The 14,346-nt window shown below is 47.5% G+C and carries 12 protein-coding genes; 2 read left to right on the forward strand and 10 right to left on the reverse strand.

The window, feature by feature from the left end:
* Positions 1-15 precede the first annotated feature (15 nt).
* From HP399_RS17475 to HP399_RS17490, 4 genes are all read right to left on the reverse strand, one after another.
* Complete coding sequence (locus HP399_RS17475; RefSeq protein WP_228088278.1) at positions 16-2,298, reverse strand: EAL domain-containing protein; 2,283 nt, start codon at positions 2,296-2,298, stop codon at positions 16-18.
* Positions 2,299-2,421: 123 nt separating this feature from the next.
* Positions 2,422-3,204, reverse strand: a complete 783-nt coding sequence (locus HP399_RS17480; RefSeq protein WP_173617997.1) for a Fe-S oxidoreductase — start codon at positions 3,202-3,204, stop codon at positions 2,422-2,424.
* Between the two features lie 25 nt (positions 3,205-3,229).
* Entirely contained in the window at positions 3,230-4,975 is a 1,746-nt protein-coding gene (locus tag HP399_RS17485) for an ABC transporter ATP-binding protein (protein ID WP_173617802.1), read from the reverse strand.
* Between the two features lie 198 nt (positions 4,976-5,173).
* On the reverse strand, positions 5,174-6,355 hold the full coding sequence (locus tag HP399_RS17490; RefSeq protein WP_217367553.1) for a P1 family peptidase: 1,182 nt from the start codon (positions 6,353-6,355) through the stop codon (positions 5,174-5,176).
* A 348-nt stretch (positions 6,356-6,703) separates the two neighbouring features.
* Here HP399_RS17490 and HP399_RS17495 point away from each other — a divergent pair, with 348 nt between their 5' ends.
* On the forward strand, positions 6,704-7,933 hold the full coding sequence (locus HP399_RS17495) for an MFS transporter (protein WP_173617803.1): 1,230 nt from the start codon (positions 6,704-6,706) through the stop codon (positions 7,931-7,933).
* A gap of 253 nt (positions 7,934-8,186) precedes the next feature.
* Positions 8,187-8,342 carry a hypothetical protein gene (locus HP399_RS17500; RefSeq protein WP_173617804.1) on the forward strand — a complete coding sequence of 52 codons (156 nt, stop codon included), beginning with the start codon at positions 8,187-8,189 and terminating at the stop codon, positions 8,340-8,342.
* Between the two features lie 138 nt (positions 8,343-8,480).
* On the opposite strand, the gene HP399_RS17505 is transcribed toward HP399_RS17500, so the two are convergent.
* The 6 genes from HP399_RS17505 to HP399_RS17530 all read right to left on the reverse strand — a co-directional run bounded on the left by HP399_RS17505 (position 8,481) and on the right by HP399_RS17530 (position 14,341).
* Positions 8,481-9,434, reverse strand: coding sequence for an NADP-dependent oxidoreductase (locus HP399_RS17505; RefSeq protein WP_173617805.1), 954 nt, complete (start codon positions 9,432-9,434; stop codon positions 8,481-8,483).
* Positions 9,435-9,448: 14 nt separating this feature from the next.
* Entirely contained in the window at positions 9,449-9,778 is a 330-nt protein-coding gene (locus HP399_RS17510) for a winged helix-turn-helix transcriptional regulator (RefSeq protein WP_173617806.1), read from the reverse strand.
* A gap of 28 nt (positions 9,779-9,806) precedes the next feature.
* The gene (locus tag HP399_RS17515; protein WP_173617807.1) at positions 9,807-10,781 is read right to left on the reverse strand and encodes an LLM class oxidoreductase; all 975 of its coding nucleotides are present in this window, start codon (positions 10,779-10,781) and stop codon (positions 9,807-9,809) included.
* A gap of 78 nt (positions 10,782-10,859) precedes the next feature.
* A complete protein-coding gene (locus HP399_RS17520) occupies positions 10,860-12,071 on the reverse strand; it encodes an MFS transporter (RefSeq protein ID WP_173617808.1) in 1,212 nt (403 codons plus the stop codon).
* A 216-nt stretch (positions 12,072-12,287) separates the two neighbouring features.
* Positions 12,288-12,914 (reverse strand): LysE family translocator, encoded by a 627-nt coding sequence (locus tag HP399_RS17525; protein WP_111914513.1) that lies wholly within the window; start codon positions 12,912-12,914, stop codon positions 12,288-12,290.
* A gap of 83 nt (positions 12,915-12,997) precedes the next feature.
* On the reverse strand, positions 12,998-14,341 hold the full coding sequence (locus HP399_RS17530; protein WP_173617809.1) for a sensor histidine kinase: 1,344 nt from the start codon (positions 14,339-14,341) through the stop codon (positions 12,998-13,000).
* Between the last annotated feature and the right edge of the window lie 5 nt (positions 14,342-14,346).

Raw genomic sequence — 14,346 nt, forward strand, 5'->3', positions numbered from 1 at the left:
CAAGGCCTGATCACGTTATGGATCTAGCCTTGGGTTTGATTTTTCTAGTGGAAAGGAAACCTCCACTGTCGTCCCTTTATTCGGGGTACTCGAAAAATGGATATACCCATCGTGTGCTTGAATGATTTTATAACAAATCATGAGTCCTAGCCCGGTCCCCTTCTCTTTCGTGCTATAAAAAGGCTCCCCTAATCGTTTCAACCGTTCTTCCGCCATACCGCAGCCTTGATCAATGATTCTTATCATCACTTGCTCGTTTTCTTTACGCCAAGCCACGATTTGAATCGTCCCACCATCTTGCATCGAGTCAACAGCGTTTGACAGAAGATTCATGAAAAGCTGCTGAATTTGATTCTGATCGCACAAAATCGTGGTCCCTTCCACTTCCTTGACATCCAGCACCAGATGATGACGCTCTAGCTTTACTTGCATCAATCGAGTAACCTCTCGCAGCAAATTCACTAGATTTTTTGGTTCGCACGGTTCTGTGCATTCTCTTGATAGAAAGACGTATTCTCGCAGGACACTCTCTAATTGATGAAATTCAGCCTGCATAATATCAAAGTATTCCCTCTTCCATTGGTCTCGACGGAGCAATTGTACGAAGCCTTTGATGGAAGTTACCGGGTTTCGTATTTCGTGCGCAACCCCGGCCGCCATTTGCCCAATGACGGATAGCTTGTCTATCTTTTGTAAAAACTCTTCTGTTTTCACGTGCTTCGTGTGATTTCGAATGATAAATATGACTTGATTCGGCTCATGTTCTTCATGAATCACCGGGGTGCCTTTTGCCTCCAGCGTGATCTTTTTGCCATTCCGGTCCGGGCAAGTAAATGTAATGAGACGAGGCTGCTTCTCCACCGTGATCTGACGAATCGTTTGCATAACAAGCCTACCCGTTTCCAGGGGCAGGACAGCTAGTAGGTGACGATTCACAACTTCATCAGGAGCGATCTCCAGAACGGATTGAACGGATGGTGAAATATACGTAATGATCCCCTGACTATTGATGATCACGATAATATCAGACAAGTTTTCTGCAATCAATCGATAGGGCGATTCGCTCACACGTTCTGCTTCTTGTGCTTTTTTCAGCTCAGTAATGTCGACACAAGAAGCAATGACTTCTTTCACACGACCATCGGAAAAGATCGGACGAAAAGCAGCCAGATAGCGAATCCCATTGACACTGCCTTCGTAAAACACGTTTTGCTCCCCGCTCCACGCTCGCTCATACGATTCCATTTTGCGTGGAATCTCTTCAGCCGGGATCATATTCAGCAAATCTTGTCCAATCACTTGTTCCGGTGTCATCCCCATGCGAAAAAGCATCTCTCCTTCGCACAGCGTATGAATGAATGCATCTCCCTGTTTCCGAAAAGCAAATGTCATTCCTTGTTGCTTGCGAAGAACGTCCCCTCGCTCACTCTGATCCACTTCGTATGTATCAAAAGCTCGGTGCTGTTCACCATTGAGTAGTAAAAATGCACTGTTCCTAAACCTTTCCTCACGCTTCAACACACGAGCAAAATCATCGGCAGGCATGGGCTCACTAAACCAAAATCCTTGAGCAGAATCACAACCAAGCTGCCAAAGAAAATCCAATTGCTCTTGCGTCTCTACACCTTCTGCCGTTACTTGCACGCCCAGACTTCGTGCCATCGCCATGACGGTTTTGATGACGGTCGCCTGTGTGACATCGCTCATGCATTCCCTTACACAGGATTGATCGATTTTTAGTTTGTTCATAGCAAAGCGGGATAGATGTTGAATGCTGCTATAGCCCTTCCCAAAATCATCCAAGCTGATTTTTACCCCGATTCTTTTTAGTTCTGCTAAAATCTCGATGGTACGTTCCCCATCTCTGGCAGAATCCTCGGTAAATTCCAGCTCCAAATAGTGAGGCTGCAGGTTCGTTTCGTCTAAGATCGCTTGAATCCTGCTACCCAACTGGTCCGATTCCAAGGTATAGGATGACAGATTCACGCATGTCACAAGAGGTAGTAGTCCGGCGTCCTGCCAAGCTTTGTTCTGCTTGCAAGCCGTTCTGATCACCCATTCCTCTACCAAAAGAATCAAACCACTCATTTCTGCTAACAAAAATATCCAATCCGGGGGCAGTAGCCCTCTTTGCTGATGGTTCCATCTTACCAGAGCTTCTGCTCCGATTATTTTGCCTGTTCTCAGGTCGTAGAGTGGTTGATAATACAGGCTAAGCTGTTGATTGACAACCGCTTGATGAAAATCTCGAACGTAGCGATCCAGTTCCTTTTGGTTCATTGTCTGTATACGAACCACGCCTTCCTGGAAATCATTCTGATTTTTCCAACTTTACCCCTGACTCTACTTTATAGGAAGAGGCTAGCACATGTCCATACGTCTACAGTGTATAGAAAAAACCCTCCACAAAGGGAGGGTCAGCTACGCGCGAATTCTCATCAGAGCGCGCTCTTCTTCTTTTATCCGCGGACAGGTATAGCAATACTTTTGCTCCCCCGTCTTATAGTACAAACAGCATTGATTCTTGATGCTCACTTTCGCTTGGGGATCACGCATATCCTCGATCCAGCGCACTTTGACACGAAATGGATTTTTTTGCAATCCAAAGCTCTCGCCTTCCAGCTGATTACAGAGGACATCGTAATCAGCCTTCACTTGTTGCTTGATGCTATCCTGTTCTACCAACGCCACAAAAGCATCCGTATAGTAATTGAACTTGGTCGGGAACTGTCCCCAGAGCATCGCTTCGGGGTTTTCTGTTACCTTTGCAAGAGTCGTGAGCAATGGGTGCAGGAAGTCTTGGAAATACGCACGATAGCATTCCTTCAGCCAGATTGCGCGCTCTGCTTCGCTGGTAGGCGCTTCTACGATCTCATACGCTGGGATCACAAAGACGAATTGCGGGTAATCATCCTCGTAAAACAATTCTATCGTCATATTATCCAGCGTCATGGTTAGTGCACGGTTCCAGACAGAAATCATGTACGAAAGACCGAGAGAAGGGCTCGTGAGCCAACTGCTGATGTAAGTACCAGCAGCAGTCAGCTCATGTGCCTTGATTAGCGGAGCATAGATTTGTACGAGCTCATTCATATGTGTCGGGTCTACCAAATCTCTTGCCTTCATCGAAAATAAGGCATTGGGTCTCGGTTTTGAAGAAATATCAAACCGTTGTGCGATAAAATCGTCATCCCATTCTTGCATCACGATCTCACCTCTCTACTCATTATCAAGAAAAAACGCTGTTTGACTGGTCGAGGTACGTGCCAAACTGTGCTTTATGCAATCTGCTATAGATGCCTTCACGAGCCAAGAGCTGATCATGACTACCTTGCTCCGTAATGCCTTGTTCCGTTACAACGATGATTCGATCTGCATTTTTAATGGTAGCCAATCTGTGGGCGATCACCAATGTCGTACGGCCTTTGGACAATTCCTGCAAGGACTGCTGGATTGCCGCCTCCGTTTCGGTATCGAGTGCAGAGGTAGCTTCATCCAAAATCAGGATCGGCGGGTTTTTCAAGAACATGCGCGCAATCGCCAGTCTTTGTTTTTGACCACCAGACAATTTGACTCCGCGTTCACCAATGATCGTCTCCAGACCAGCAGGCTGAGAACGGATAAACTCTTCTAGTTTAGCCAGACGCGCTGCCTCCCAGATTTCTTCCTCAGAAGCGTTTAGTTTTCCGTACACGATATTTTCGCGAATCGTCCCTGAAAAGAGGAACACATCTTGCTGAACGATCCCGATTTGGCTGCGCAATGACGCTAACGTGATATCGCGAATATCCATTCCGTCAATGGTGATGCTGCCCCCGTCGATCTCATAAAATCTCGGCAAGAGGCTGCACAACGTGGTTTTTCCTGCTCCAGACGGGCCTACAAACGCAATGGTCTCGCCCGCCCGGATGTTCAAATCAATGTTTTGCAAAACAGAAGACTCTTGGTCGTAGCTAAACGAAACATTCTTGTACGAGATATCGCCCTTCAACGACTCTACCTGGATCGCATCTGGAGCATCCGCAATATCCGGTGCTGTGTCCATGATTTCGATGTAGCGCTTGAAGCCAGCAATCCCTTTTGGATAGCTCTCAATAATCGCATTAATTTTCTCCAATGGACGGAAAAATACATTCGTTAACAGCAAGAAAGCGACAAATTCACCGTAAGTCAGTGCACCTTGAATAACAAACCAGCTGCCGCAAATCAGGACAAACAAATTGACTAAACGCATCAGCACGTAACTGACGGAAATATTTTGGGCCATGATTTTGTAGGACAACAGCTTGGTAATCCGAAAACGCTGGTTGTTCTCTGCGAATCTTTTGTTTTCAAATTGCTCGTTGGCAAAAGCTTGTACGACACGCATTCCGCCTACGTTGTCCTCAACACGTGCGTTGAAATCCGCCATGTCGCCGTACAAACGATGGAACGCTCTCGTCATTTTACCGTTGAAGTGAACAACGAAGAATATCAAGATCGGAATCACCAAGAACGTAAGTAGCGCCATTTCTTCATTAATATTGAACATCAAAAGAAAAGCACCGATCAGCGTCATCACTGCGATAAACAAATCTTCCGGACCGTGGTGAGCGACCTCCCCGATCTCCATCAAGTCATTCGTTAGGCGAGATAGCAGATGCCCTGTCTTGGTATTATCGAAAAAGCGGAAAGAGAGCTTTTGAATATGGTCGTACAGCTTCTTCCGCATATCTGTCTCGATATTAATTCCAAGCATATGTCCCCAGTACGTAACGACATAGTTCATACCGGAGTTAAGACCATACAAAGCCAAAAGTCCAATGCACGCCCACACGATCATGTTCCAATCCTTGCTTGGAAGTAGTTGATCGACAACCATGTTCACTGCAAGCGGAAATCCCAACTCCAACAAGGCAACGAATACTGCACACGCGAAGTCGAGGATGAATAATCCACGATAAGGCCGATAGTAAGAAAAAAATCTGCGAAGCATTGAAGCAGCAACTCCTCTCTCTCAAGAACAACATCAATCAAGTATTTGATTTTGAAAATCATTTTCATTATATATGGATTTGTCTTTTATATCGATGATTTATTGGAATTTTTTTCTTCGCGGAGCACATTGGCAGAAAAAAAACGGTTCGAACCTCCTTATCCATCAAGGAATGAGAGGCTCGAACCGGAATTTCACTCAGCGTAAATCTTGATAAGCAGGCACCCCACCCGCCCCTTTGGCAGAAAGGATCGCATTGACGACCGCTTCCGCCAGCACTTCTACACTCAGCGTCCCGACGAGATTAACCGAAGCATCCACGCCCCCTGTTGCAATGGCAAAAATCGTGTCTCCATCACTCATCGTGTGAACCGGATGAATCGTCTTTGCGAGTCCATTATGCGCCATTTGCGCGACTTTATTCGCCTGTACTTTATTCAAATTCGCGTTGCTCGCAACCACTGCGATGGTAGTGTTCGTCCCTGCTGGAACCGGGGGAGTTGCCGCATCGATCATCCAGGACAGGCTATCGCGGATATTGCCATCCTCTCCCCTCGCTCCTGCCAAAATTTCTCCTGTGGAGGGTAACCGCACTTCTCCGACGGCATTCACCGCTACGATTGCACCTACGACGAGACCATTTGGCAGGCGGCGAGATGCTGTTCCAAGCCCACCCTTCATCGCTCGCTTCATCCCTGCCATTTTTCCAACTGTCGCACCCGTCCCCGCCCCGACATTTCCTTGCTGGACTGGCAGTTTGCTGGCAAGTCGCGCAGCCTCGTAGCCCATTTGTTGATCCGGACGGATTTTGGCACTGCCAATTGATAAATCAAAAATAACCGCAGCTGGAATGATGGGGACGACGCCCACCCCGACATTGTAGCCTTGGCCCTGTTCTTCCATATAACGCATGACACCACTTGCCGCATCCAAGCCATAGGCACTGCCCCCTGTTAAAACGATAGCATTGACCTCCTGGACAGAATTGATCGGATTCAACAAATCCGTTTCTCGCGTCCCAGGTGCAGAACCTCGTACATCTACCCCGCATGCTGATCCTTTTTCCAGCACAATGGCTGTACAGCCAGTCAAGGCTTCCTCATTTTGGACTTGTCCGACTTTGACCCCAGGAACATCGACGATTGTACCACTTGCGAGCTTTGGCATTCGGGGTGAACCGTTCTTTGACAAGCTTCCTGCTTCTCCAGCTGACTCCTGTCCAATTGCAGTTCCAAGCGTCAGAAGAGAAGCAGGTACAGCTGCTGCCAATCCTAGCATGGCTGTTTTTTGGAGGAATTTTCGTCTGGTTACGGACGGTTTCACTAGCAGTTCTTCATGCTTCTCTTGTCCTTGCTTTGCATTCTTCCAATCCTTGGCCATCGTCGTATCCACCCTTCATCATAAAAGTTAAGATGCATTTATTTTCGGAAATTTCAGACTTATTTTCATCATAACTTGTTTCACTGACCCACTCAATTCCCCCCTGCACTTTTGGTCGGAAAGTCGTATATCTTTTTGCCTTTTACATGGAAATCCCCTAACGGATACAAGATCTTCGTCTCTTGTCGTTAGGGGATTTTCTTTAGTCCGAATGAAGTCAAGGCTTCCTCTTATTTCTTTTTTGCAATAGTCCGATCATATTTCCGAATTGGTCAGCAGTAAATTGCAGTGCTAGAATGATCAGTAACAATATTCCTGCTTTTTAACTGCAAAGGTTGTGACAGAAAGATGGAATTTTCATGGAAACGTAATTTGATTGTGTTATGGATTGGGGTATTTTTCTGTAGCACCGCCTACTCCATCTCCATCCCTTTCCTGCCCATCTTCCTCCATACTTCACTGGGGGTCAATGAGCATCTGGAAGCCTGGTCCGGCATTTCGTTTGGCATCACGTTTTTAGCAAGTGCGCTCATCTCGCCATTTTGGGGCTCTCTTGCGGACAAATATGGACGAAAACCTATGTTGATCCGGTCTGGATTTAGCCTCGCTTTGTTGTACTTTTTGACTTATTTGATTACAGACCCTTATTTGTTTCTTGTGTTACGGATCTTCCAGGGGTTGCTAGCCGGCTACGTACCTGCCGCCATTGCACTGGTAGCGACGAATACACCAGAAAAAAACGTCGGGTACGCACTGGGGATTATGGCGACTTCGGGTGCAACAGGAGGAATCATCGGTCCGTTGGTTGGCGGTGTCGTCAGTCATGTATGGGGAAACGCGGAAGCTTTCATTTTTTCAGGATTTGTCGTGCTCGTAGCAGCGCTGATCGCCACTTTCTTTGTGAAGGAAACAAACTTGAACCGCTCCGGCAGCCGCTCGAGTGTACGCGAAGATTTGCGCGCTGCGCTGGCAAACCGCCCGTTGATGTCCATTCTGGGTATGAGCCTGATGGTCACGATTTCCGTTATGCTTCTTGAACCTTTATTAACCGTGTATGTCATGCAATTGGGCGCTTCGCAGCAAGACGCTTCCCTCAGCTCCGGCATCATTTTTGCGGCAGTAGGTATCGCGACGGTCATTGCTGCTCCACAGTGGGGAAAGCTCGGGACAAAGGTCGGTTATTCCAAAATCTTGTTCATCGGCTTAATGGGTGGAGCGATCGGAAATTTACTACAATTTTTCTTCACCAATCTGTATGGATTTGGCATTTTGCGATTTGCGTACGGACTGTTTTTTGCCGCTGTTTATCCGTCGATCAACGCCATGATTGTAAAAGTCACGGAACCAGAATTTCGCGGCAGAGCGTTTAGCTTGAACCAATCCTCGACGCAGCTCGCGACGATGATGGGGCCAATCATTGGCGGCTTTCTCGGGGGACTTATCCCGATTCGCTTCGTCTTTATCATCAATGGTATTGCGCTGCTGATTACTGCCATCATGATTCGATCCAAACGATCACAATTAACCGGACAGTCGTTGAAACAGCAGACACCGGAGCGTCAGCTAGCGACGAAGTAACGAGAGTAGCACGATCACAAAGCAAAAACTCCCTCTCATGCGTACAGGGGAACACCTGGCGATGACAAAAGGGAGTTTTTTCACGTTATCCCGCCTTTTCTTCCACGATTGAATTCGCTACAATAGTACGTATCCAAAGGATGAACAGAAGATTCTGACAACCATGAAGTCAAATTACATACGCCATGGAACAACCCGCATATTCCGATTTGACGAGACCACTCATTTTGTTTGGGGAAAGGGGAACACGTACATGTCGGGGAAAACGGTGATCTTGCTTGTTCTGATCATTATTGGGCTGATCTGTGTCAATCTTTTTGTCTCCAACGGTTTCATTCGCCTGCTTGCTATCGTAGGAATCTTAGGAATTACCTTTGTCCTGCAGGGAGCCGTGATTCGCAAGAGGTGAAGCTGGCGGTTACCAGCGAAGGCGATCTACAACGTCAAGCTGGCTTTTTCATGAAAACAGCAGCGGGCTCGGTTGAAAAATCTAATCCTAGCCCGCCGCTGTTACATTCGTGCAACTTACTCGTGCTCTGTCTCCCCCTCATGAATGGACGAACACAATCTTGCCACGCACTCTACCCGTTTGACTAAAGAGATGCGCATCTCGAACCCCTTCAATAGTCAATGGATATACCTTTGTCAAGAAAGGCTTTACGTGTTTGGCTTCTACTAGCTCACGGATATGATTCATGTTTACCCCATCTGGACGCGTAAACACAAAAGTAACATCCAGCTCTCGTTCTTTCTCAACCGCATCAGCGAACGAAGGTTTTTTGGCATCACGCTCGCTGATAATGGTTGCCACTCTTCCTTGCTGTTTCATAAATTTTATAGCTTCTCCGTATGCTACTCCACCCAGCGTGTCCAGCATGAATGTAAATTCTGTAGAGGTATGAAGTGATCCCTTATCATATACGATGACTTCATCTGCTCCCAGCTCACGGACATAATCGCTGTTTTTGGAGCTGGTTTTCGTCGCCACATAGGCACCTAGCGCTTTTGCTAGCTGGATCGCCATGGAACCAATCCCGCCGCTTCCCCCCAACACCAGGACTTTATCTCCTGCTTGTACCTTCCCAACCTCCACCAATGCCTGCCAAACCGTTAATCCGACCAGCGGAAGCGAAGCCGCTTCAGCATACGACAAACCACGTGGTATCGGGGCTACGATTTTCGCCGGAACGACAATTTCATCTGCGTATGTCCCTTCTCTTTCCAGTTCTGGACGAAAGAAGACATCATCTCCGATTTGAAAATCCTGCACATTCGTACCGACAGCTGTTACTGTGCCCGCTGCATCCCATCCTAAAATAAGTGGCAGTTCAAAAGGAAAATCTGCTTGCAACAGTCCTTCCCGTACCTTCCAATCCACGGGATTTACCCCGCTCGCTTTTATTTCAACGAGCAAATCGTCCGACCCGATTGGCTTTGTTGGCAGTTCAATTTCTGTTAACTGTTGGATGTCGCCGTATTGCTTAATGCCAATTCCTCTCATCGAACTTCCCCTTTTCATTCGACTATTTTTCGCAATTGGGTTTCGATGTGACTCTCTCCCCATTCACACATGACATCCAGGACCTTCGACAGTGTCTTGCCGTACTCTGTCAAGTCATACTCGACGCGTGGGGGAACCTGCTGATACACATTGCGGGTGATGATGTTGTCCGCTTCCAATTCGCGCAGTTGCTGCGTTAACATTTTTTGCGTGATGGCAGGCATTGATCGTTTCAGTTCGCTTGTCCGCTTCGTCCCTTTTGCCAACAAGCAGAGGATCACCACTTTCCATTTCCCTCCAATGACCTCCAATGTTGCCTCTACAGGGATATTGTATTTTTCCATGTCCTCCCCTCCTCATATGAAGCTGTAGTCAAACTCGCTCCGGTGAATCGATATGGGCCGGGAAATAAGGCAACACCTCTTGCCCAAGCTCATCGATGACCTCGTCAATGGGACGCTTGCTAGGGAACAGGGCGAAGAACAAATGATTCACGCCGACCTCTTGATACATGGCCAGCAGTTCTAAAAGCATTTTTCTACCGACTCGGTACCCTAATCGAATCGGCGTGACCGACTCATCTGGATTTTCCGCAAGATCCAAGTGAAGAGGCTGAATAAACGGCTTGAATACACCTGGATGATATATCTGGACCAGCTCTCTCCATTCTTGGATGGCATTTGCTTGATTGAATGGATCACGCGGGTAATAAATCCAGCCATCTCCGTTTTGCGCAAACCAGTCCATCGTTTGTTGACTATACCCCGTGATAAAGGTAGGAATGGGCGCGGTTGATTTTGGCACCAGATTCGCTCCATCAATCATGCCGTATGGGGAGTTGATTTTTGGGAAATCCTCTGCCATGACCTTCTGCAAGTAGTCGTAGCCATCGCGAAACAGCTCCGCACGCTGTTCATGTGGCACATTCAACCCATGAAAATCAGCCCGTCTGTCCCCAGAAGAAATACCCATCATCAAACGTTGGGGAAACAAATTTTCAATGGTCGCTGTCTCTTTTGCCACGCGCAGCGGATGCCGCAGTGGAAGCACGATACTCGAGGTACCAAAAGCGATTTTTTTGGTTTGCGCAGCCAAATAGGTTAAATAAATCATCATGTCATAAATTTGCCCGGTTGCAGGGTCACCAAAAGCGGGGTCCTGCAAAATGACATCCCGCAGCCAGATTCCGGTAAAGCCATAGTCTTCTGCCGCTTGGACGAGTTCAACCTGGCGCTCCATTGTCGGTGCTTCCCATTCGTATGCCTCCAGCGGAATGTGAAATCCCAAGGTCATCTTTCCTTCTTTGAACATGCGCTGAAAACCATAATGACCGTTGAATTTGCTCATCGATGCTCTCTCCTCACCTGATGTATTTGGAAACTAACGGCGGACACATGCTTTCATCCATCCGTCGTCTTTGTACGATTAACGACGAGCTTTTTCCAGCTTGCTGCTGATCACCGTGAGTAATGCTGCACCTAACACCATCACTCCTCCGACCCATGGTGTATGAATCAGTCCAATGGTATCGACGATGATTCCTCCCACGAAGGCTCCAATCGCAATGCCGAGATTGAATGCCGCAATGTTAATGGCAGATGCTACATCAACAGCACTTGGCACGTATTTTTCAGCCAATTGCACGACATATACCTGTAAGCCCGGTACGTTCATAAAAGCCAAGAGGCCCATCAGCATAATCGTCAGGGTTCCCACCCATTTGAAAGGAGCAGTAAATGTCAAGATGATCAGAATGATCGCCTGAATGATAAACATCCAGCGCAGCGCTTTTAACGGATTCTTGTCAGCCGCTTTTCCTCCGACCGTATTTCCAATCGCTACCGCAATCCCATAGACGAGAAGAATCAGACTGACCGCACTCGCCTTATAACCTGTGATTTCTTCCAGAATCGGACCTAAGAACGTAAAGGTTACGAAGGTACCACCGTAGCCAAGTGCTGTAATCGCAAAGACAAGCAACAGTGGCAAATTTGTGATTATTTTCACTTGGTCTCTAATAGAAGCAGGCTTAGATTTTTTCAAATTGCTTGGTACCAGAATCGCTGTCGAGATAAGTGCAATCACTCCAAGAATGGTAACTCCCCAAAAAGTCGCTCTCCAACCAAACATTTGTCCAATAAACGTTCCCAAAGGTACGCCTGTAACGGTTGCAACAGTCAGACCCGTAAACATCGTCGCAATCGCACTGGCACGCTTGTTTTCTGGCACCAGATCGGCTGCAATCGTCGAACCGATGGAGAAAAATACCCCATGAGAAAACGCGGTAAAGAAACGGGCAATGATTAAAAGTGTAAAACTACTCGACAAGGCTGCCGCACTGTTTCCGACAACAAAGACAATCATCAAAAGCATGAGTAGCATTTTGCGTGGAATTCGACTTGTAAGTGCAGTAATAATCGGTGCTCCAATTGCTACCCCTAATGCATATCCAGAAATAAGAAGTCCTGCTAAGGTGATGGTTACTTTCAAATCCTGTGCGACTGTAGACAACAAACCGACGATAACAAATTCAGTAGTCCCGATACCAAATGCGCTGATTGCGAGAGCAAGTAAAGCAAGAGTGGAGTTTTTCGCACCAGTTGCTTGCTGCTTCACATTGGATGTAATCGTGCTCATCTGAGTTGTATCCTCCCTTAATTTTTCTTGCCATTCACAAAGCAGGGCCCTTACTTATCATGATTGGCGAATATGTTGGTTCTGAATGCTATTATGTCTCATGCCTCACTTGATAGGAAGTACGTACTTTCGAGTATCATAGGCACTAAAAAGTACCTTACATCAGTAACCAAGCAATAAAAAAAGCCGGGAAGACTGTCTCCCCGACTCATTACCTTATCTCTCTTGCAGCGCTACTTTTAATCCTAATAAGATGTAAACAGAACCTACGATCTTGCCACTCCAGCGGCCCAGCCAGGAAATTCGTTTCACCAGATGCCCCAATGGTCTGATACTGATCGCAATCAACGCGGTGTAAAAGAACCCCAGAATGGCGAAAATCAGTCCTAAGACAAGGAATTGGAAAATGGCTCCCCCACGCTCCGGATGTACGAATTGCGGCAGAAACGCTAGAAAGAACAGCGCCGTCTTCGGATTCAGAACTTCTGCGAGGATGGCTTGCCCATACGATTGCAGCGGTGGCAACGGTGTTACTTTTGGCAGCTCTGGGTCAACCGGTTTTTCAAGCATGGCCCGAACCCCTAAATAGACCAAGTAAGCGGCTCCCACAAATTTTACGAGATTGAATGCCCATGCAGATGTCATCAAAATCGCGGATAAACCGACCGCAGCAAAAATCGTATGAATGAAGTCGCCTGTGGCAATGCCCAGCCCCGCCATGATCCCAGCTTTACGGCCTCCCTGTACGGTACGCGTCGCAGTTAACAGGACAGCGGGTCCCGGAATTAAAAAGAGGCCGATCACAACAGCCAAAAATGCTCCCATGGTAGTCCAATCAAACATGTGCTCTCCCTCTTTGTATCGAATATTCAAATTCTCTTTCTATCATAAACGATGTGCAGCGAGAACGATACGCCTTCGGCTTACTATTCGGCTTCATGGGCTTGTGGCGGAAACAAAATCGTGATGGTCGTTCCCTCACCCACTCTGCTTTCCAACGTGATGATTCCCTTGTGTGCCTCCACTATCCCTTTCACAATCGTCAACCCTAATCCTGCTCCACCACGTTCCCTTGCTCGCGAGCGATCTCCCCGATAAAAACGCTCAAAGACGTACGGGAGGTCCTTTTGATCGATGCCCGTGCCGCTGTCCTTCACTTGCAAACGGACCATCGTACTCGTTTTGTCTACCGTGACTACGACTTCTCCTCCGGCTGGCGTATGCTTGCAGGCATTCGTCAACAAATTGGCCACGATTTGCGCCAGTCTCTGCCTGTCCCCTATGATCCAGGCAGCGTGATCTCCTTTGAAGTAAAAATTCACTTGCGCACGGGCAAACGTAGCACTCATTGACTCGGTGACTTCTTTGACAACCTCACGCAGTTCCACTTCTTCACTGCGCATTTGCAAGGAACCCGACTCCACCTGAATCACCTGATCTAAATCGCGGACGAGACGGCTCAAACGCAGTACCTCAGACCTTGTGCTTTCGAGATTTTTGGGAGTTGCTTCCCATATGCCGTCAATCATCCCCTCTACTTGGGCAAGTAAGGTGTTTAATGGTGTTCGCAATTCATGGGCAATATCGGAGGTCAGTCGCTTGCGCAGCTCCTCCTGATGCTCAAGACTTTGGACCAGGTTGTTAAAAGCAGCGACCAATGACGTAACTTCATCCTTGCCACTAGGCTCCGGTACACGTATGGACAGATCGCCTCGCGCGACACGTTGCGCTGCGGTGCTCACTTGTACGACTGGACGCACCATGGTCCGGGCGAGCGGTATGCTGATGATAATGACTAGGATGAGCAGCACAACCATCGTCCACAACGTCGTGTTTTTATGCGCCCATTGGAAATGACTTTCCAAGGTCATATACGCACTCCGGTCATCGTGACTAATCACCAGTTGCCCGATCATGACCCCCTTACTGACAAGGGGAATCTTGTCTACACTGTAATTGCTCGTATGGACCGGCCACTTCCCCCACTCGTTTTTCACTTGTCGCTGTTGATCGAGGAGTGTGATGTGCAATCCCAAGACCTCAGAAACCGCTTCAAGTTTATGATAGGCTTCCGCTCCCCAGCCTTGATTGTCCTGATACGCCTGGAGTGCGACACGCGATATTTCTTGGTTATGCTGATTTCTCACTTCATTGGCATACATGGAAAAATGAACATCCATTTCCTTTACGGACAACAACGAGGAAAAAAGAACAGCGCATGCGCCGACTGTCATGATCACAAAGGCGAGCTTTACCCAAATATGCTTCATCTTGG

The organism is Brevibacillus sp. DP1.3A (genome assembly GCF_013284245.2).
Lineage (GTDB): Bacteria > Bacillota > Bacilli > Brevibacillales > Brevibacillaceae > Brevibacillus.

Excerpts from the sequence above, each read along its gene's own strand:
- HP399_RS17485 (WP_173617802.1), bottom strand. The coding sequence starts at position 4,975 with ATGCTTCGCAGATTTTTTTCTTACTATCGGCCTTATCGTGGATTATTC.
- HP399_RS17515 (WP_173617807.1), bottom strand. The coding sequence starts at position 10,781 with ATGAGCAAATTCAACGGTCATTATGGTTTTCAGCGCATGTTCAAAGAA.
- HP399_RS17490 (WP_217367553.1), bottom strand. The coding sequence starts at position 6,355 with ATGGCCAAGGATTGGAAGAATGCAAAGCAAGGACAAGAGAAGCATGAA.
- HP399_RS17480 (WP_173617997.1), bottom strand. The coding sequence starts at position 3,204 with ATGCAAGAATGGGATGACGATTTTATCGCACAACGGTTTGATATTTCT.
- HP399_RS17520 (WP_173617808.1), bottom strand. The coding sequence starts at position 12,071 with ATGAGCACGATTACATCCAATGTGAAGCAGCAAGCAACTGGTGCGAAA.
- HP399_RS17505 (WP_173617805.1), bottom strand. The coding sequence starts at position 9,434 with ATGAGAGGAATTGGCATTAAGCAATACGGCGACATCCAACAGTTAACA.
- HP399_RS17510 (WP_173617806.1), bottom strand. The coding sequence starts at position 9,778 with ATGGAAAAATACAATATCCCTGTAGAGGCAACATTGGAGGTCATTGGA.
- HP399_RS17495 (WP_173617803.1), top strand. The coding sequence starts at position 6,704 with ATGGAATTTTCATGGAAACGTAATTTGATTGTGTTATGGATTGGGGTA.
- HP399_RS17500 (WP_173617804.1), top strand. The coding sequence starts at position 8,187 with ATGTCGGGGAAAACGGTGATCTTGCTTGTTCTGATCATTATTGGGCTG.
- HP399_RS17525 (WP_111914513.1), bottom strand. The coding sequence starts at position 12,914 with ATGTTTGATTGGACTACCATGGGAGCATTTTTGGCTGTTGTGATCGGC.
- HP399_RS17530 (WP_173617809.1), bottom strand. The coding sequence starts at position 14,341 with ATGAAGCATATTTGGGTAAAGCTCGCCTTTGTGATCATGACAGTCGGC.